The organism is Phycisphaerales bacterium, from assembly GCA_016699835.1.
Taxonomy (GTDB): Bacteria; Planctomycetota; Phycisphaerae; order Phycisphaerales; family UBA1924.
The window spans coordinates 2,591,675-2,610,932 of the sequence record CP064987.1; the positions used below are offsets into that span (position 1 = coordinate 2,591,675).

At 62.1% G+C, this 19,258-nt stretch carries 15 protein-coding genes, 1 tRNA gene and 1 pseudogene; 8 read left to right on the forward strand and 9 right to left on the reverse strand.

Annotated features, from left to right (window positions below):
- Position 1: 1 nt before the first annotated feature.
- Both IPK69_10720 and IPK69_10725 read left to right on the forward strand, forming a co-directional pair.
- The gene (locus tag IPK69_10720; protein ID QQS08456.1) at positions 2–373 is read left to right on the forward strand and encodes a hypothetical protein; all 372 of its coding nucleotides are present in this window, start codon (positions 2–4) and stop codon (positions 371–373) included.
- Between the two features lie 135 nt (positions 374–508).
- Entirely contained in the window at positions 509–1,996 is a 1,488-nt protein-coding gene (locus tag IPK69_10725) for an NADP-dependent isocitrate dehydrogenase (GenBank protein QQS08457.1), read from the forward strand.
- 361 nt (positions 1,997–2,357) lie between these two features.
- Here IPK69_10725 and IPK69_10730 read toward each other — a convergent pair.
- Together IPK69_10730 and IPK69_10735 are read right to left on the reverse strand one after the other, a co-directional pair.
- Positions 2,358–2,580 (reverse strand): annotated as a pseudogene (locus IPK69_10730) (SEC-C domain-containing protein).
- Between the two features lie 189 nt (positions 2,581–2,769).
- Positions 2,770–2,913 carry a hypothetical protein gene (locus tag IPK69_10735; protein ID QQS08458.1) on the reverse strand — a complete coding sequence of 48 codons (144 nt, stop codon included), beginning with the start codon at positions 2,911–2,913 and terminating at the stop codon, positions 2,770–2,772.
- Positions 2,914–3,283: 370 nt separating this feature from the next.
- Here IPK69_10735 and IPK69_10740 point away from each other — a divergent pair, with 370 nt between their 5' ends.
- The 5 genes from IPK69_10740 (at position 3,284) to IPK69_10760 (ending at position 8,198) form a co-directional block, all read left to right on the forward strand.
- Positions 3,284–4,729, forward strand: a complete 1,446-nt coding sequence (locus tag IPK69_10740) for an MmgE/PrpD family protein (GenBank protein QQS08459.1) — start codon at positions 3,284–3,286, stop codon at positions 4,727–4,729.
- Positions 4,730–4,735: 6 nt separating this feature from the next.
- Positions 4,736–5,110: a hypothetical protein gene (locus IPK69_10745; protein QQS08460.1), complete on the forward strand. Its 375-nt coding sequence runs from the start codon at positions 4,736–4,738 to the stop codon at positions 5,108–5,110.
- 743 nt (positions 5,111–5,853) lie between these two features.
- Entirely contained in the window at positions 5,854–6,471 is a 618-nt protein-coding gene (locus IPK69_10750; GenBank protein QQS08461.1) for a CDP-alcohol phosphatidyltransferase family protein, read from the forward strand.
- Positions 6,472–6,474: 3 nt separating this feature from the next.
- Positions 6,475–7,467: a phosphatidate cytidylyltransferase gene (locus IPK69_10755; GenBank protein QQS08462.1), complete on the forward strand. Its 993-nt coding sequence runs from the start codon at positions 6,475–6,477 to the stop codon at positions 7,465–7,467.
- Between the two features lie 65 nt (positions 7,468–7,532).
- Entirely contained in the window at positions 7,533–8,198 is a 666-nt protein-coding gene (locus tag IPK69_10760; GenBank protein ID QQS08463.1) for a 1-acyl-sn-glycerol-3-phosphate acyltransferase, read from the forward strand.
- Positions 8,199–8,240: 42 nt separating this feature from the next.
- On the opposite strand, the gene IPK69_10765 is transcribed toward IPK69_10760, so the two are convergent.
- Positions 8,241–9,227 carry a calcium/sodium antiporter gene (locus tag IPK69_10765; GenBank protein QQS08464.1) on the reverse strand — a complete coding sequence of 329 codons (987 nt, stop codon included), beginning with the start codon at positions 9,225–9,227 and terminating at the stop codon, positions 8,241–8,243.
- Between the two features lie 72 nt (positions 9,228–9,299).
- Entirely contained in the window at positions 9,300–11,192 is a 1,893-nt protein-coding gene (locus IPK69_10770; protein QQS10470.1) for an elongation factor 4, read from the reverse strand.
- Positions 11,193–11,485: 293 nt separating this feature from the next.
- Here IPK69_10770 and IPK69_10775 point away from each other — a divergent pair, with 293 nt between their 5' ends.
- Entirely contained in the window at positions 11,486–12,148 is a 663-nt protein-coding gene (locus IPK69_10775) for a hypothetical protein (protein ID QQS08465.1), read from the forward strand.
- A gap of 46 nt (positions 12,149–12,194) precedes the next feature.
- Here the strand turns inward: IPK69_10775 and IPK69_10780 are convergent, their stop codons facing one another.
- The 5 genes from IPK69_10780 to IPK69_10800 all read right to left on the reverse strand — a co-directional run bounded on the left by IPK69_10780 (position 12,195) and on the right by IPK69_10800 (position 19,109).
- Positions 12,195–14,594 (reverse strand): PQQ-dependent sugar dehydrogenase, encoded by a 2,400-nt coding sequence (locus tag IPK69_10780; GenBank protein QQS08466.1) that lies wholly within the window; start codon positions 14,592–14,594, stop codon positions 12,195–12,197.
- Positions 14,595–14,847: 253 nt separating this feature from the next.
- The gene (locus IPK69_10785) at positions 14,848–17,199 is read right to left on the reverse strand and encodes a PQQ-dependent sugar dehydrogenase (protein ID QQS08467.1); all 2,352 of its coding nucleotides are present in this window, start codon (positions 17,197–17,199) and stop codon (positions 14,848–14,850) included.
- Positions 17,200–17,498: 299 nt separating this feature from the next.
- A complete protein-coding gene (locus IPK69_10790) occupies positions 17,499–17,939 on the reverse strand; it encodes a hypothetical protein (GenBank protein QQS08468.1) in 441 nt (146 codons plus the stop codon).
- Between the two features lie 194 nt (positions 17,940–18,133).
- Positions 18,134–19,009 carry a sulfite exporter TauE/SafE family protein gene (locus IPK69_10795; GenBank protein QQS08469.1) on the reverse strand — a complete coding sequence of 292 codons (876 nt, stop codon included), beginning with the start codon at positions 19,007–19,009 and terminating at the stop codon, positions 18,134–18,136.
- 26 nt (positions 19,010–19,035) lie between these two features.
- Positions 19,036–19,109, reverse strand: a tRNA-Arg gene (locus tag IPK69_10800).
- Positions 19,110–19,258 lie beyond the last annotated feature (149 nt).

A 19,258-nucleotide genomic window follows, 5' to 3' on the forward strand; every position in this document is an offset into this window, starting at 1 on the left:
CATGCATACAAAGCCCCCCAAGGTACTCATTGTCGTCGCCTCGCTCATCGTTCTCGTCGGGCTCGGGTGGTTGCTGAGCGGGCTTGGGCTTATGCCTGAGGTCAACTGGATCTGGGTCGGCGGACTCACGGTCTCGGGCTTGCTCGTCGTGGCGCTCGGCGGGATCGATCGCATGACGCTGACTGTCGGCCCTTTTCTGCTTGCGGCAGCGATCGGCTCGTTCCTGCGTCAGAGCGGCTCGCTGGACGCGAAGATCGAGCTGCCGGCGCTCGTGCTGGTCTTCGGCATGCTCATGCTGCTCAATCTTGTGCTGCCCGTGAAGAATCCGGAGTGGATGCGAACCGATGGCGGCACGAAGCCAGGCGCGAGGTAGCCCGGCACGACGCTCCCGCTCGATGACCAAGGGCGTCCGGGCGATGCTGCTCCTACCCTCTCGCTCACGGCGGCCTGATCCCCGATCTCGCCCCGAAAACCGTACCCAATCGACCACTTTCTGGAGGTTCCTCCCATGGCGTCCGCGATCACGATGAAGGCCGGCACACTCAGCGTCCCCAACGACCCCATCATCCCCTTCATCGAGGGCGACGGCACCGGGCCCGACATCTGGCGCGCGAGCGTCCGCGTCATCGACGCCGCGGTGGCCCGGGCCTCCGAGGGCAAATGCAGGATCCACTGGCACGAAGTCCTCGCCGGTGAAAAGGCCTTCAACAAAACCGGCAACTGGCTCCCCGATCAGACCATCGAGGACTTCAAGAAGTACCTCGTCGGCATCAAGGGCCCGCTCACCACGCCCGTTGGCGGCGGCATCCGCTCGCTCAACGTCGCCCTCCGCCAGCTCCTCGATCTCTACGTCTGCCTCCGCCCCGTGCGCTGGTTCAAGGGCGTCCCCAGCCCCGTGAAGCGCCCGCAGGATTGCGAGATGGTCATCTTCCGCGAGAACACCGAAGACATCTATGCCGGCATCGACTTCGCCGCCGGCAGCCCCGAGGCCAAGGTCATCCTCGACGCCCTCGCCGAGAAGATGCCCAAGGAGTTCAACAAGATCCGATTCGGCACGCGCGAAAAGGCCCTCGACTACTTCGCCGCGGCCATGGGGGGCATGGACAACGTCAAGAACCTCCCGCTCCCTGTCCTCGTCGGCATCGGCATCAAGCCCGTGAGCAAGTACGGCTCGCAGCGCCTCGTCTGGGCCGCCATCGAGTACGCCCTGAAGGGAAAGCGTAAGTCCGTCACGCTCGTCCACAAGGGCAACATCATGAAGTTCACCGAAGGCGCGTTCAAAGACTGGGGCTACGAAGTTGCCGTCCAGGCCTTCCGCGAGCAGTGCGTCACCGAGCGCGAATCCTGGATCCTCGGCAACAAGGAAGCCAACGCCGACTGCACAGCCGAGCAGAACGCCAAGATGATCGATCCCGGCTACGACATGATGACCCCCGATCAGAAGGCCAAGCTCGTCAAGGAAGTCGAAGGCGTCCTCAGCGCCATCTGGCCGACCCACGGCCAAGGCAAATGGAAGTCCAAGCTCATGATCAAGGACTCCATCGCGGACATCACGCTCCAGCAGGTCCTCACCCGCCCCAAGGATTTCGACGTCATCGCTACGCTCAACCTCAACGGCGATTACCTCTCCGACGCGCTGGCCGCCCAGATCGGCGGCATCGGCATCGCCCCGGGCGCCAACATCAACTACGTCTCCGGCCACGCGATCTTCGAGGCCACGCACGGCACCGCCCCCAAGTACGCCAACCTCGACCAGGTCAACCCCGGCTCGGTCATCCTCTCCGGCGAGATGATGCTCCGGTATCTGGGCGCGGGCGACGCGAGCTCGCCGTGGTCCAAAGCCGCCGACCTCATCATCAAGGGCATGGACGGCGCCATCAGCGCGAAGACGGTGACGTATGACTTTGAACGATTGATGAAGGCCGAGGGCGACACGAGCGTGAAGAAGGTGAAGTGCAGCGAGTTTGGGGATGCGGTGATCAAGCACATGGGGTGAGTTCTCGTTGATTGAGACTTCGAGAGCACGCATGAAATGCCATCAATGCGAGTCGGAAGCGCGTGCTATCTGCAAGTTCTGCGGGCGAGCGGTCTGCAAGGATCACGAGAGCACTTCGAACTACTTTGCGGGGTATGGGAAAAAGGACTGGGAGTCTCTGTTCTTTCGTGGAACGGAAACGGCTGTAGTCGTTCACAATGCTGTTTGGTGTGGCAAGTGCAAGGTTGACTATCACAAGACCTATTGACCAGAAGCTTCAGTTGTGTCTTGACAAAACACACCGCCCCGGGCATCATCGCCCGGGGCATTTTTGGATATGGCGTTCTCTCATTCTCTGAAGTACTCGTCGCGGTTTACGCCATCAAAACCAGCCTGTGGCCAGGCAGCACTTCTTAAAACCGCTTCCCGGATCCGCACGGGCAGAGATCTTCTCGCCCGAGTTTCTCCTCAAAGTCCTTGAAGCTGGTCATGCCTTGGCCGAGATTTGTGTGCACACCTCGCGAACCACGTTTGACCTTTGTCTCGGACGGGAAGCCCTTTCGTCGCTTTCGTGTGACCTCGAACGGGATGTCATCAAAAGCAATTCCAATCGTTGCTGTTGCACATGGTGCACCTCCTTGGTTTGAGTGATGTGCCCGTCACGTCATGCTCAAGGACACATCACAGTATGCGCAACACCGAAACTCAAGAAAGTGCTGCTCACCCCTGCCGTGTCACCGCATACAACCCGCCCAGAATCGCCGCGGCCACGACCCACTCCATCGCGATTGAACTCACGAGGTAGGTGTCGGCACAGATGGCGATCCCGGCGAGGGCGGGCCACATCGACGCTGCTTCTTGGCGTACATGAGCAGCACCGTGCCCACGAGGCCCAGGAAGAGGCCGGTGAAGAGTGAGGCGGGGTCGGTCAGGTCCATGGTGGGGTCCTCTCGGGCGTGCGGTTTACGAGGACACCGCTCTGGAGAGCGGTGCTACCTGGGTGCACCACGCTGGAGAGTGATGCCGCCATTGGAGCATCGGCGAGTGGCCATAGTCGGCCCAGAGTGGGTGCCTGGCCTGGGCGGATTCGCGCGAGGCCGTAGGGCGCGGTGGGGCAGGTCCGGGAATGTGTCGCCTGTGTAGAAGATGGAGAAGCAGGCGGGCCGCCTGCTCCGCGAGAGTGGGTAGGGCGAGCTACCGCGTGCTGACGGGTTCGAATCGCGTTGGAATACCATTGGCCTCGCGGCTCGCGTGGAACGCGCGAGTCGCCTGCATTTCGTGCCCCATCGAACACGAGGAGAGTCCCGCATGGCCGGCAAAGCGCCCGTTGACCCCAACAAGAAGTACATCTCGCACCACCTCGCCGAGTGGGCAACGAAGTTGCGGTATGAGGATCTCTCGCCCGCGGCGATCGAGAAGGCCAAACTCTTCTGGTTCGATTCCATCGGCTGCGCCCTCGGCGGCAGCCAGCAGGAGGACGCCCACATCCTCCTCGCGCATCACAAGGAGATGGCACCGGCGTCGAATGGGCCGTGCACCAGTTTCGTGACCGGCTTCAAGACGAATCCCGTGGACGCGGCGTTCCTCAACGCCCACATGATCCGCGCGATGGACTACAACGACATCTACTGGAAGGCCGACCCGTGCCATCCCAGCGACATCATCGCCGCGCCACTCGCGCTTTGTGAGATGCTGGGCCTCTCGGGGAAGGACCTCATCCTCGCGACGGTGATCGCGTATGAGGTCGAGCAGCGTCTCTGCGAGTTCGGCGTGCCCGGCGTGCGTGAGTATGGCTGGCACCACGCGACGCTGACGGCGTTTGCCGCGCCGATCGCAGCGGGGCGTGTGCTGAATCTCGGCGTGGACCAGATGGTGCAAGCGATCGGGATTTGTGCGAGTCGCACGTTCACCCCCGGTGCGGTGACCGCGGGCAAACTCACGAACATGAAGAACACGGTCGATCCGTGGGCGGCCCGCATGGGTGTCGAGAGTGCGATGCTCGCGAAGCGCGGCTACAGCGGGCCCGAGCACATCTTCGATGGCAAGGAGGGGCTGTATGCCGTGTTCGGGCACGTGCAGTACAAGGGCGCCCCGGCGAAGTTCAACACCGAGATGCTGCTGGAGTCATTGCCGCACTGCCCGAAGTGCCACTATCGCATCATCGACTGCGGCATGAAGTCGTTCCCCATCGAGGCGCTCAGCCACGCGCCGCTGACGGCGATGATGAAGTGCGTGAAGGAGAACGCGATCAAGGCCTCCGACGTGCAGGAGATCAAGGTCGAGGTCATCGCGCGGGCGGCGGACATCCTGGGCGACCCGCACAAGTATCGCCCCGACAGCAAGGAGACGGCGGATCACTCGCTCCCGTATTGCATGGCGGTTGGTCTCGTGGATGGCATGGTCACGCCGCTGCAGTTCAAGGAGGAGCGCGTGCTCGACAAGAGCCTGATCCCCGTGATGGACAAGGTGAAGGTCGTGGCGAACGACGAGTTCGAGGCGCTCTTCCCGAAGTTCCAACCGAGCCAGGTGACGATCACGACGACCGACGGCAAGTCGTTCACGAAGCGCGTGGACGTCCCCAAGGGCGACCCGCGCGACCCGATGACGGCCGAGGAGATCGGCGTGAAGTTCCACGCGCTTGGCGACGGCGTGATCGGCAAGGCGGCGTGCGATGCGCTCGCGAAGGCAACGCTGGAGATGGAGAAGATCGGCAATGTGCGGGAGTACACGCGGCTGGCGGTCAGGGCGAAGTAGCATCCGATGCCCAAACGACCCGCCAAGAAGGAACGCAAGGGACGAGGTCCTGCTCGCGGCAATCCCGCATCGTGTCAACTTCGGGTGGGCACAGTTCTGGAGACTCGGTACTACGAAACGAGCGACGGGGAGGGCGTCTATCGCATCGAGGCGGTGCGGTGGAGCGATGGCACGATCCGGGCGCGGTGTGCCGTGGAGTTGATGTGCGAGGCTCGGGTCCCGAAGGGTACATACAAGGGCGCAGCCGCATTGAGATGGTGTACGGTGTCGCTGTTCGATGAGGATCGTGGATGGCCTGTGGGTGACGACGCCGAGTTTGCGTCGGTTCAATCCATGTATGAAGTCGCCGAACGTGAACTGGCAAAGCACGTGGACCGGTGATGCCCACAGCCAACTGCACAGTACGAAAGGAATGGATCGAAGGACATGAAACATATACACGTCCCTTGGACGCGGGGCGACAGCCGATGGGCCATCGCAGCATTCGCGTGGGGACTCGCTGAGGGCACTCTGTTCTTCATCATTCCGGATGTACTGTTGTCGTTTTCTGCGGTACAACGACCACGAAAGTCTCTCGTTCATCTTGCTTCGATCGTTCTCGGGGCGTTGCTCGCGGGGCAGATCATGTTCGCGTGGGCATCGCGAGACCCAGAAGGAGCCGTGCACACTGTTGACCAGGTCCCGTTTGTGACGGAGAAGGTTATTGCTCGTGCTGAGGCCGATTATGAGCGTGTGGGGATCTGGGCGCCATGCCTCGGGCCACTCAGTCGAACGCCATACAAAACGTACGCGGTTGTCGCGCCTCGGCATTCGAGTTGGTGGTCTTTCGGCATGATGACGATTCCAGCGAGGGCAGAACGACTGGTCGTGACGTGGACGATGTTTGCCGCATTCGGCATTCTTGTACGCCTCAAGTCAGTTGGATCAACGGCCTGGGTGAATGCCACGATCATTGTGTTCTGGGTAGTTGTATATGCGATGCTCTGGTTGAACCCGTGATTGCGGTTGCAGAGCGTGGGTCTATGTCGGATACTCTTTGGCGCGGATATGGAGTCTAGCCGATGCGAGGACCAGGACAGACTGAGCGGTTTGATCGTCGGCCGATTTCGGCGCGACGTTTCAAAGTGTCACGAGCGATCGCGTCGTGGCTCGCACGCCTCGGCGTTTCACCCAACACGATATCGATCTTCGGTCTCATCGCGGCGGTGGTGGCGGGATCGTGTCTTGCATGGACCGGCTCGTACGAGTCGTATCGACCGCTCCTGTTCATTGGCGCGGCGGGGTGCATCGGCCTACGTCTCCTGGCGAATATGCTCGACGGCATGGTGGCGGTTGAACACAATCGGCTTTCGCCAACGGGAGAGGTATTCAATGAGGTGCCGGATCGACTGGCGGACATCGCCGTGCTCGTCGGTGCGGGATACGCCCACACGTCTGAGCCTGCATTGGGGTATCTGGCGGCGATCGCCGCACTCATGACCGCCTATGTCCGTGCGCTGGGCAAGTCGCTCGGACTTCCTAGCGATTATCGTGGGCCCATGGCGAAGCCGCATCGTATGGGCGTTGTGATACTCGCCTGCCTCGCTCTTGCGATCATCCCTTCATTGAGTACAGCGCGAATGTTCTGGGACAGTGTTGGTGGTATGGGCGCGGCGATTGGTGTTGTGGCTCTAGGATCGACCGCGACGACGCTTCGACGATTGGTACACTTGCTCCACAGACTGCGATCACAGGGGTCCTAAGCGATGCAGGAGTTGTTGAGCACCAATGGGTACCTTGCGCATCCGCTGACCCGGTTCTCCGTCGTCACCGTAGCCGTCGCGCTGCTTATCACCCCGGGCATCACCGTTGTGCTCTCGCGCATGGGTGTGATGAGCAAGAAGACATCGGATGATGTCTGGGTTCGTTACTGGACATGGCTGGTGCTCGCACCGGCCATGCTCGTGCCATTGATCCTCTGCCCGGCCTCGGCGATGAGTGCGGTGCTCATCATGTCGTTGCTGTGCTATCGCGAGTATGCACGGGCAACAGGAGTGTTCCGAGAGCGGCTGATGAGTGCGATAGTCGCCCTGGGGATCGTAGCGATATGCCTTGCCAGCCTCGACAACTGGTACGGTCTCTTTGTGGCGCTGCCCTCTGTAACCGTGACCATTCTTGCCGCGTCGGCGGTGCTCAACGATCGACCGAGCGGTTATATCCAACGCGTATCGCTTGCCACGGTTGGATTTCTTCTCTTTGGTGTTGGATTAGGCCATCTTTCGTACCTGGCAAATGCGACTCAGTTTCGGCCCCTGCTCATTCTGATCGTGATGAGCACGCAGGCATCCGACATTGTTGCCTATTGCGCGGGCAAGGCCTTTGGTTCGCGTCATGTGTTCCCAAACACGAGTCCCAACAAGACACTTGCGGGCCATCTCGGCTCGCTCGTGATTGTCGCGCCATTATCGGCCTGGGGGCTTCGGCTTATTGTCGGTACCGATTCGGACATGAGCTTGTGGCATCTGCTAGGCTTTGGACTGGTGGTCGCGGCGGGAGCACAACTCGGTGACCTTGTGCTCGGATCGATCAAGAGAGATCTTGGAATCAAGGACATGGCCGCAACGCTACCAGGGCATGGTGGGATTCTTGACCGATTCAACTCGATCTTGCTCGTCGCTCCCGCCGCGTTCCACTATCTGAGTTACTACGACGCGCTCGAGTTCATCGCATCACCACGATTCCTCGGAGTCATCGATTGAAGCGATGGGACTATGCAAGTGCGCGAGATCATTCGCTCTCGCTTTGGGCAAGAATCAGGAGCCCCATGCGAGAGAAGGGACTCGTGTCGAGTCTCGCGCACGAGACGGCTGGGATCGTTGTTGGAGCGGCGCTGCGGACATACAACCGGCTCACGGTCATCGGCGCGGATCGGCTTCCGACACGGCCGCCCTTTGTGCTTGTTGCGAACCATACAAGCCATCTTGATGCGCTGATACTCGCCGCGACTCTCTCACGCGAGGCGAGAGACTCTGCCTATTGCGTGGCCGCTGGCGACGCGTTTTTTGAGAGCGTTGGAGTCGCAGCGGCAACGACGATCCTCTTCAACGCTCTTCCTCTCTGGAGAAAGAAGGTCACCTCGCACACCCTGCAAGGGCTGCGCGAGCGTCTCGAATCGGGACACACGGGATTGATCATCTTTCCGGAGGGAGCACGTTCGAGAGATGGCCTGCCGCTGCGGTTCAAGCCGGGAGTGGGCATGCTCGTTTCGGAAAGCTCGATACCGGTGTATCCCTGCCACATCGACGGTGCATTTCAGGCCCTTGCACCTGGTGTACGAATGCCCCGGCCTGTGCGGATTACCGTTCGTGTCGGGACGCCGTTGACATTCCAGTCGCTTCACAACTCACGTGAGGGATGGAATCAAGTTGCGAATCAGATACGCGAATCAGTTGCGGTGCTATCACCGCATCCGTGGCCAATTGTGGAGTAATGCGTAATGGATCGTCTGAGTAATCGTTCGCTAGTGTAGAACTCATGATGAAGCGGCAAGGGCTGTTCCCGACCTCGCCAACTCCCACACGATCGTCCCGATATAGAGCGCCACGAGGAATGCGCCCTCGAGGCGTGCGATGCCGCCCTTGGCCGTCTTGCTCATGGGCCAGAGGAGCGTGCCGAGTATGAGCATGAAGATGGTCGAGGGGAGCGAGCCTTGGGGTGGCTCGGCGGGGTGGACCACGCCGCAGAGCCCGTAGATCGCGCCGATGTTGAACATGCAACTGCCCACGGCGTTGCCGACGGCGAGGTCCACCTGCTTCTTGCGAACGGCGATGATCGAGGTGATGAGTTCGGGCATCGTGGTGCCCACAGCGACGACCGTCGCGCCGACGACGCGGGGGGACATCCCGAGCGAAACGGCGATGTCGGAGGCGGCGTTCGAGGCGATGCTCCCGCCAAGAGTGAGCAGGCCGATGCCGGCGAGGAGCATGAGGACGCTGACCCACGCGGGGCGAGTTTCGAGGGCCTTCTGGATCTGGTGAACATCGACGGCGAGTTCGACGTTCTCGACGCGCTCTTTGAGTCCCGCCCAAAGGATGAAGGCGCTGTAGGCCGCGAAGAGCACGAGAACGATCACGGGGACCGCGACGTCGGCGAGATGGCTGTGAAGGGCGACGACCACGGCGAAGCACGCGAAGAGCGCGAGCATCATGGGAATCTCACGCTTGATGACACGGGCGTCGATGATCAGCGGCGCGATCATGGCGCTGATGCCGATGACCAGGCCCAGATTGCAGATATTCGCGCCGACGACGTTGCCGAAGACGAGGTCGGGCTTACCCGAGAGGCTCGAGGTCAGGTTGAACGTGAGTTCTGGAGCGGACGTGCCCCAGGCGACGATGGTGAGCCCGACCAGCAGCGGCGGCACGCGCGCCCGTGTCGCGAGATCAACAGCACCAGAGACGAGGATGCGCCCGCCGACGAGGAGGAGGGCGAGGCCGAGGAGGAAGAGGAGGAGGGCCATGTCAAGGATCTATCAATACCACGGAAGCGTGAGTCTCGTCGAACTCATTGTGGATCAGAGTTGATGCGTTCGTCAATCCCCCTGATCCAGCACCGCCATGAACGCCTCCTGCGGGATCGTCACGCTCCCTATGGACTTCATGCGTTTCTTGCCCTCTTTCTGTTTCTCGAGCAGTTTGCGCTTGCGGCTCACGTCGCCGCCGTAGCATTTCGCGAGGACGTTCTTTCGGAAACTCTTGATCGTCTCGCGGGCGATGACCTTGCCGCCGATCGCCGCCTGGACGGGGATCTCGAACTGGTGGCGTGGGATCTGCTCGCGGAGTTTGGCACAGAGGGCCCGCCCTCGCTGTTGGGCACGATCTTTGTGCACAATGACGGCCAGTGCCTCGACCGGATCGCCATTGATGAGAATGTCGAGCCGCACGAGGCGGTCGGCGCGATACTCCATCACCTCATAGTCCATCGTGCCATAGCCACTCGTCATCGACTTCATCTTGTCGAAGAAGTCGTAGATGATCTCGGCGAGAGGGATCTCGAATGTGAGCATGTCGCGCGTGGGCGAGATGAACGACTGGTTCTTGTACAGGCCGCGGCGATCAAGACAGAGTTTCATCACGTCGCCGATGAACTCCTTGGGCACCATGATCTCGATCTTGCAGATCGGCTCGCGGATCTCCTCGATGTGCCCCATGTCCGGGAGGTCGGCGGGGTTGTGGACCTCGAGGAGTTGCATCCCCTCGGGCACGCCTTCCTTCGGGTAGTTCGGGCTGTCCTTGTCGACGGGCGTGAGGGCCTGGCCGTTGCTGCCGGTGACGGTGGACGTGCCGCGGACGAGGACGTGGTACGAAACGGTGGGGGCGGTCTGGACGATCTCGACATCGCCCTCGCGCTCGAGTCGCTCCTGGATGATGTCCATGTGGAGCAGGCCCAGAAACCCGCAGCGGAAGCCGAAGCCGAGCGCCTCGGAATGCACGGGCATGAACGTGAACGAGGAGTCGTTCAGGCTGAGTTTTTCGACGGCCTCGCGGAGTTCCTCAAAGTCCGATCCTTTGCCGTCCTCGCTCGTGGCGGGATAGAAATCGCAGAAGACCATCTGGCGTGGCGGCTGATATCCCGCGAGGGCCTCGGTCGCCGGGTTGTGCTCGAGCGTGATGGTGTCGCCGATGCGCACGTCCTTGAGCGTGCGGATCGCGGCGACGATGTAGCACGTTTCTCCGGGGCCGACGCGACCGTTCTCCAGGCGATACGGCTTGGGGTTCATCTTCCCGATCTCGGAGACCTGGAACGTGCGCCCGATGCCCATCATGCGGATCTTGTCGCCGACCCGGAGTTCGCCATCGAAGATTCGGGCGTAGACGATCACGCCGCGATAGTCGTCGTAGACTGCGTCGAAGATGAGCGCCCGCAACTGCGGCACGACGGCGGCCCGGGGCGCGGGGAGTTTCTCGCAGATCGCCGCGAGGAGTTGCGGCAGGCCGATCCCCGACTTTGCCGAAACGAGAAGGCAGTCCTCCGCGGGGAATCCGAGCGTCTGTTCGATCTCCTCGGCGACCTCGACGACGCGGGCCGAGGGAAGATCGATCTTGTTGATAACCGGGATGATCGTGAGATTCTCGTTGACGGCGAGGTACGCGTTGACCAGCGTCTGCGCCTGCACGCCCTGTGTCGCGTCGACGACGAGGATCGCGCCTTCGCACGCCTTGAGCGCCCGGCTCACCTCATAGTTGAAATCGACGTGCCCGGGCGTGTCGATGAAGTTGAGCATGTAGACCTCGCCGTGCGACTCGGCCGACTCGCCCTTTTTCGTCTTGTGGCTTGGTGCCGGCGCGTCGTCGTCGACGGGGTTCTCGAAGTCCGACTCGAGTTCGTCCTGTGAGGTGCCGGGTTTGTGGCGATGGAAGACGGTGACGGCGGAGGCCTTGATGGTGATGCCCCGCTCGCGCTCGATGTCCATCGAGTCGAGCATCTGCTCGCGCGCCTCGCGCTTGGAGACGGCGTTGGTCGCCTGCAACAGGCGGTCCGCGAGGGTGCTCTTGCCGTGGTCGATGTGGGCGATGATGGAGAAGTTACGGATGTGCGGCGTCTGGTCGGGCATTCGGGGAGATCGTAGGGAGGCACGTGTTCGGGGATTCGAGCAAACCTATGGACGCCGCGCTCATACACGCGAATCTCGGGGCGAATGGTGTTGATCGGGATGGCGGATGTTTGGTACGCTGGCGGAGTCGATCAGCAAACCCGGAACAGCATTCGGAGGCCATCATGTCGCGATCACCAGTTCATCGGCCAAGGCTGCAACACATCGCCTTCGGGGTAACGCTCGCGCTGTCATCGGGTGCGGTTCTCGCCCAGTCGTGGTTCTGGCCTCCCGAGAGTGTCCAGATCGAACGCCAGTGCGTCGGACCGAGCAACATCTCGCTCCGAATCACGGCTTCTGGTCAGTGGCCGGACAGTTGCACCCCGAGTGGGGTCGCCGAAGTCCAGGCCTCGCCGGGGCGTGTTGATGTCATCGTGCAGCACGGGTATCAGGCCGGGACGGGTTGTCTCGCCGTGATCTCTTCGTGGTCACGAGATATCTTCATACAGATTCCGCGCGACAACGCCGAGGTGTACGTGTCGCTCTCAAGCGAGATGGGCATCTCACAGCCGCCAGTGCTTGTGGGGACGATCCAGGCGCTCGAGCCTGGAGAGATTCCGGTGATCTGTTGCAACGGCACGTGCGCGACGGACATCGATGACGGATCCGGCACAGGCACGCCTGATGGCGGCGTGACCATCGACGACCTTCTCTATTACATCCAACTCTTCCGTGAAGGATCGAGCCTGGCGGACGTTACCGACGACGGACTTCAATGCCATGGCGACGGTGCGGTCACTATCGATGATCTCTTGTGGTACATCAATGCATTGCATGGGAGCTGCTGAGAAATGCATTCCTGAGATGAGTCCGGGAAGTACTTGGTTGGAACTCCTAGCACCCCGCGTTGAACTCTCCGAGGAAGTAGAGCAAATCGTCGATCGTCACGCCGCCGTCGGGTGTGCCCGTTCCAGTGCCGTCGTCAAAGTCGGCATCAATCGAGCCCATGTTGTAGATCCCGAGGTAGTACAGCAGGTCGTCGATGGTGACGCCCGCGTCGAGGGTTCCCGTGCCGCTGCCGTCGTCGACATCGGCCGGGCAGCACGAGGCGCTCATGGTGCTGACCGCCGTCGTCGAGAGGCCCTGCGCGTCGGTCACGGTGAGGCGGAACTCATAGAAGTATGTCTCCGGTTCGCAGCCGATCGGTGTGAACGTCGCGGACTGCGAGCAGCCGACCATCGGTGGGTCCGGGTGGGTGTGCGTGTTGTGGTGCAGGATCAGTTGCCACGAGCACGTCGTCTGCCCGGGGGTCTCGGCGTCAGAGACGTTTGCGGTCATCGGCACCGTCACGTCTGGGAAACGCATGGTGTAATACGACCCATCGAGGGGTGAGGTGATCGTCACGCTCGGCGGCGTGTTGTTCCCGAAGACCTTGACCGTCTTGGTGACGGCGTTCGATGCCGTGTCTGTCACGGTCACGCTCGCCGTGAATGTCGTCGGTGTGCCGGGTGAGCCGGCGTAGGTGTGCGAGGGGTTCGGGTTGGTCGAGGTCGGCGAGCCGTCGCCAAAGTCCCACAGATACGTCAGCGGCTGGCTCTCGGGGTCGAAGGTCCCCGCGGTCGAGAACTGCACGTTGAGCGGGAGCGGGCCGAAGTTCGGCGTGGCCGAGGCCTGCACAACGGGGAGACCGTCGCCGCCGTACGAGATCCTGTGCAACTCCGAGACGCCCTCGAAGTTGAAACTGACGTAGTACATCGTGCCGTCCACGGGGTTCACCGCCATAGAGACCGGTCCCATCGCGTTCTCGAACTCGCGGACCTCGGTGATGTTGTAGTTCGCATCGAAGACGATGTTGCGGATCCAGTTCGCGGCATAGTCCATGATGAAGAGTGTGTCGTGGTACTCCTCGGGGAAGTTCTCGCCGTGGTACCAGGCACCCGCGCCGGCGGCGTAGCCGAAGAAGTCGTTCCCGGTCGTCGGGCAACCCGGCGTGCCGAGGCGCGACGCCGTGGGTTGGCCCGAAACGTCGTAGGTGGGGACGTACGCGCCAAAGCCATGGCTCCACATGATGGCGGCTCGCCGATGCTTGTGGCGCGGAATCGACGCGGGCACGACCTCGAGCACGTTGCACGGGTTCGGCCAGATGGGCGCGGTCTGGGTGTCGGGCGCGAGTAGCGCCTGGAAGTTGAAGAATGTATCGCACGTCGGCGGCGAGGCCAGCGGATTCGGCGCGTCCATGTTGGGGGCGTACGTGCTCCCGTTGTTGTACAGGGGTTGCAGATCGAAGCCCTCATAGATCGGCCAGCCGAAGTTCTGGGCCGCCGCTGTGCAGACGTTGAGTTCCTCCCAGTCGTTCCACCCAACGTCGCCCGAGATCAAGACGCCGGGGAAGTTGTCTCCGGGATGGCTGTGTCCCGTGCCCGGGACGAGGACGAGTCGATACGGATTGCGCAGGCCCATCGCCCAGACGCGTGACCGGGGCGCGCGGGGCTGGGCGGCGTCATAGAACGGATTGTCGGGAAGCCCGTCGCCCGTGGCGGGATCAAGGCGGAGGATCTTGCCGCAGAGCGAATCGACGAGTTGAGAGCGGTACGCGCCGACGTCCTCCTTGGGCTGGCAGATGCCGTCGGCCATGAAGTTGTAGATCGTGCCCGGAACGTCGCCGCCGGCATCCTGGATCACGAAACTCGCGGCGTCACCGGTCGTCACGATCATCGACCCGTCGTCGCCGAACAGGATCGTTCCCACGCCGTGCGACTCGTTCACGACCGGGATGCCGGTCGTGATCGTCTCGCCAACGAGGATCGTGCGCGAGCCGGGAACGACGGTCGTGTAGTTCGTCGCGGCGTCGGCGGTGTATCGCGTGATGCGCCCGATGCTGTCGAACGAGGTGAGCGAGACGGCGGGGTTGTACTCTGGCTCGTTGAGGAACTCGAGGTAGTACCAGTCCACGACATAGAGCAGATAGATGTAGTGGTTGGTGTCGTAGTTCGGATCGAGCGCGAACCCGAGCAGGCCGTAGTCACGGAAGTTGCGGACCTCTTCCGTGATGTCCACCAGCGGCTGCGACGACTTCACGCCGCCGTCCACCGTCCAGACCTTGCCACCCTTCTCCCACACATACGCACGCCCCGAATCGTGGAACGCGATGCCCACGGCCTGGTCGAACGAGAGCGGAAGCGTCTCATCGAGAAAGTTTGGCGGGAGCGCGGACGCCGATCGCGGCATGCTCACAAGCATGATGAAGGACACAAGAGTGATCACCAATCCGTTGAAGCATGCGCGCACAGTCATCACTGAGCCTCCACCATTTTTGGCCACCAGATTGGGGCATCGTAGCGAGTCTTCACCGCAACACATGAGAACAGACACCAACCGTGGCGTCATGCGTATGTCAATTTCGTCCCGACACGCGAGTTCATGAAGCCACAACTCTCGATTCGCGCTTATCGGGCGTCGCATTCCCACACAATCTGACACAGCAACCCTGCGATCGCTCGAGACAGTCCGACCAACAGGGCCTCACGCGGGCGATCATCGATCGAGATCAGCACCCGTCCTGGAAACGTTGCAGGTAGTAGAGCAAGTCGTCGATCGTGACCGCTCCGTCGTGGGTGTTGGTCGCGGTGCCATCGTCAAGATCGGCGGCGATGTCGCCGAGTTGGAAGAGGCCGAGGTAGTACAGCAGATCATCGATCGTGATCGCGCCGTCGATTGTGCCCGTGCCGCTCCCGTCGTCCACGTCCGCCGGGCAGCATGCCGCGGACATGAAACTTGAGACGGTCGTCGTCAATCCCTGGGCGTCGGCGACCACCAGGCGGAACTCGTACGAGAATGAGTCAGCCTCGCACCCCAGCGACGTGATCGATGCGACCTGCGTGCAGCCGACGATCGGCGTCTCCGGGTGCGTGTGCGTGTTGTGGTGCAGGATCACCTGCCACGTGCACATCGTCTGTCCGGGCGACTCGGCGTCGCTCACGGTGGCGCTAAGCGGGATCTCCACGAGCGACCCGCTCAGCGGATAGTGCGAGCCATCCACGGGCGAGGTGATGCTCACGCTCGGCGGCGTGTTGTTCCCAAAGACTCTGACCGTCTTCTGGACCGCATTCGACGCGGTGTCCGTGACGGTCACGGTTGCCGTGAAGGTGGTGGGGGAGCCGGGCGATCCCGCGTAGGTGTGTGAGGGATGTGGATTGTTTGAGGTGGGCGAGCCATCGCCAAAGTCCCACAGGAATGTGAGCGCCTGACCCTCGGGATCGATCGTGCCCGTGGTCGAGAACTGCACCGCAAGGGGGAGCGGACCAAAGTTGGGCGAGGCGCTCGCGTGCACGATCGGCATCCCGTCACCGCCGTACGAGATCCGGTGCATGGAGGCCGTCCCGTCTTCGTTGTAACTGATGTAGTAGATCGTCCCGTCGAGCGGATGGATGGCCATGCACACCGGACCCTGGGCGCCGTCGAACTCACGCACCGCGGTCACGTTGTAGGTCGGGTCAAAGACGATGTTGCGGATCCAGCCGGCGGCATAGTCCATGAAGAAGAACGTGTCGTGATAGTCCTCGGGGAAGTTCTCACCGTGGTACCACACGCCCGCGCACGCCGCAAACCCACCGAAGGAGTTCCCGGTCGCGGGGCAGCCCGGTGTTCCCAGTCGAGAGGCCGTCGGCAATCCTGACGGTCCATACGTCGGGACAAACGCCCCGTCGGCGTGATCCCACGCGATTGCCGCACGCTTGTGGACGTGACGTGCGATCGACGAAGGAACAGTCTGCAGCGTGTTGCACGGGTTGGGCCATGCGGCAGGGTTCAGTGAGTCCGGCGCGAGCAGGGCCTGGAAGTTGAAGTACGGCCCGCATGTTGGCGGCGACGCAAGCGGATTCGGTGCGTCGAGATTCGACGCGAACGAGTTCCCATCGTTGTACATGGGCTGGAGGTCGAAGCCCTCATAGATCGGCCAGCCGAAGTTCTGCCCGGGCGCGGTGCACACATTGATCTCTTCCCATTCCTCCCAGCCGACGTCGCCGATCACGAGAACTCCCGGGAAACTCGCGCCCGGGTGGCTGTATCCAGTCTCAGGCACGATCGTGACGCGGAAGGGATTGCGAAGGCCCATCGCCCACACCCGCGATCGCGGATCGCGCGGGCGTGCCTCGTCATAGAAGGGATTGTCGGGAAGCCCATCGCCCGTCGCCGGGTCGAGGCGGAGGATCTTGCCATTGAGCCCATCGACGAGTTGCGCGCGATACGCGCCGACGTCCTCCTTGGGCTTGCAGATGCCGTCGGTCACGAAGGTGTAGTACGTCCCGGGGACGTCGCCGCCGTGGTCGGCGAGTGCGAAACTCGCGGAGTCCCCCGCGGTCGCGAGGAGCGACCCGTCCTCGCCGAAGACGAGCGTGCCCACGCCGTGGGATTCGTTGACCATGGGGATGCCGGTGGTGATCGTCTCGCCGACAAGGATGTGCCGTGAGGAGGGGATCACGCTGTTGAAGTTCGTCGCGGGGTCGAGGGTGTATCGCGTGATGCGCGCGATGGTGTCGAAGGTGTCGAGCGAGGCGTTGGCGTCGTAATCCGGTTCGCCATAGTTGAGGATGTGGTACACGTCGGCGACGTAGAGGAGATAGATGTAGTGGTTGGTCTGGAAGTTGGGATCGAGGGTGAACCCGAGCAGGCCATGGTCGCGAAAGTCGCGGACCTCCTCGTGGATGTCCACAAGTGGCTGGGCAGACTTCACGCCGTTCTCGACCGTCCACACCCGTCCGGCCTTCTCCCAGACATACGCCCTGCCGGTGCTGTCAAAGGTCAGCCCGGTCGCCTGCTGCCAGGAGATATCGAGCGCCTCGTCAAGAAAGCCCGGCGGAAGCGCCGCCGACATGGAAGACAGCCCGATCAGCCCCGCCATCGAGACTCCACGAGCACCAAGCCCCACAGACCAGTTTCTCACAGTCCAATCCCCCAAAGGACAAGGCCACCCCTCTACCACTCGTGACCCACCACACGCGAGCCCAAAGGAATCATCGACGCCACATAAGGGCGCATCAAGGCTCTACGCTCCGAAACCTCTGCCCCTGCCGGTCTTATCGGGCAAAGAACGTTCGTCTTGCAAGGAGAAACCTGGCGACGAGTTGGCGTCGCCACGTGATACCCGTCGCGATCACTCGTGCGAGTAAGCTTTGGTGGATTGGTTTTCGCTCAGCGTGATCAGCACCCGTCCTGGAACCGCTGGAGGAAATACAGCAGGTCGTCGATCGTGACGGCACTGTCCTGGGTGTTTGTGCCCGAGCCGTCGTCGACGTCGGCCGCGATGCTTCCGCTCTGGAAGAGGGTGAGGTAATACAGCAAGTCGTCGATGGTGACGGCACTGTCGGGCGTGCCCGTCCCCGAGCCGTCGTCAAAGTCCGCAACACACGCGGGTATCGGCGAACCTGCCGCCCAGAACCCCCCGACGATCGTGAATGACCCACCCGACATCGGAGCGCCGGCGTCGGGCTGTCCGATCGTCCCGGAAAGGGTGAAGAGACCTCCAGAGCTCGTCCCGCCACCGCCGTCGATCGTGTACCAATCGATCGTGGGCTGTGCTGCCGCGAACGGTACGAACGCGAACGCCAAACCAGCGGCCAGACGCAGTCGATTGCTTGCCATGTTGTGGCTCCTCGATCTCGTGCGGAAGACTCATTCCCTACCCCACCAAGATACCCGATTTCAGGCAGGATTCAAGCCCGACTCGTGAACTCTGGAAGTTATTTGTTTGGGTACTGGTCCAATTGACGCATTCTGCCTGGATTCACAGCCCGAAAACCATGCCTCAAGCCTCAGTATCAATGTCTGTTTTCAGATCATGACGGGACTGATCCGTGAATGGGCGGTGTGACGGTGGTGGACGCGGGCTTTGTCGAGGTGTGCCACATGTATCCCGCCGCCACGATCAGGATGCCCGCAACGATCCATTTGAGCACATTCCGCGAGACTCGATGTGTGAGCGAGGCCCCAATCCAAGCGCCCACCACACCTCCCGCGCCAACGACTCCGGCGATCCCCAACGCGTGAGCAATGGTCAATCCGTGCTCGGCGAGCGTGGGTGTCGTGAGGCTCCACAGTTTCGTCCCGGAACCGATCACCGATGAGACGCAGATAACCGCCGAACTCGTCGCGATGGCACGACGGAGGTCCACACGGGCGAGCACCTGCAACGCGGGAACGAGAATCACGCCGCCGCCAAGCCCCAGCAATCCTGCGATCACGCCCGCGGCGAGTGAAACCATGAATACCGCGATGGGATGAGGTCCTGGGTGCTCGCCCTCGTGCGACTGGGCCTGTTTGACGAGAACATCCCGTACAAGACCGATCACGACCATCACGACGATCAGAATCGCGAGCCAACGCCCAATCATCAGCCCGCTGAGTCGATTCCCGACAAACACGCCCGTGACGATGCCGACGATCTGCCCAGGGAGGACGCTCTTGAGAAGATCCGCGTGGACGGCTCCGGCACGGGCGTGCCGGATCGTTGCCGGGACCGCCACGGCAAAGTTCACGCACATGGCGGCGGCGGTGTACAGGTGCTGCTCGGAGTGTGCTTCGGTCGCGTATCCCAGAATGAGAGCCAATCCGGGGAGGACAAAGAGCGATCCGCCAAGCCCCGCCATGGCTCCAAGCATGCCCGCGACCAGGCCGAGCGCGAGGAGCCAGGGCATGTGGATGAGTTCGGGCATCGTGAAGAGTGGGGGGAGTCGAACAACGCGGCCGGCGGGATTCGAACCCACGACCTGCGGTTTAGGAAACCGCCGCTCTATCCAACTGAGCTACGACCGCACGATACAAGCATATTGCGGATTCGCACCCCCCGCACGCGATGTCGTCCCATTCGTCCTCGCGGCATGCTTCCCGAGTGGCGCTACCATCCCCGCCCCACGCCGAATCGGGCGTTTTTCAGGCCACACACACCCTCTCCGGAGTTTCCC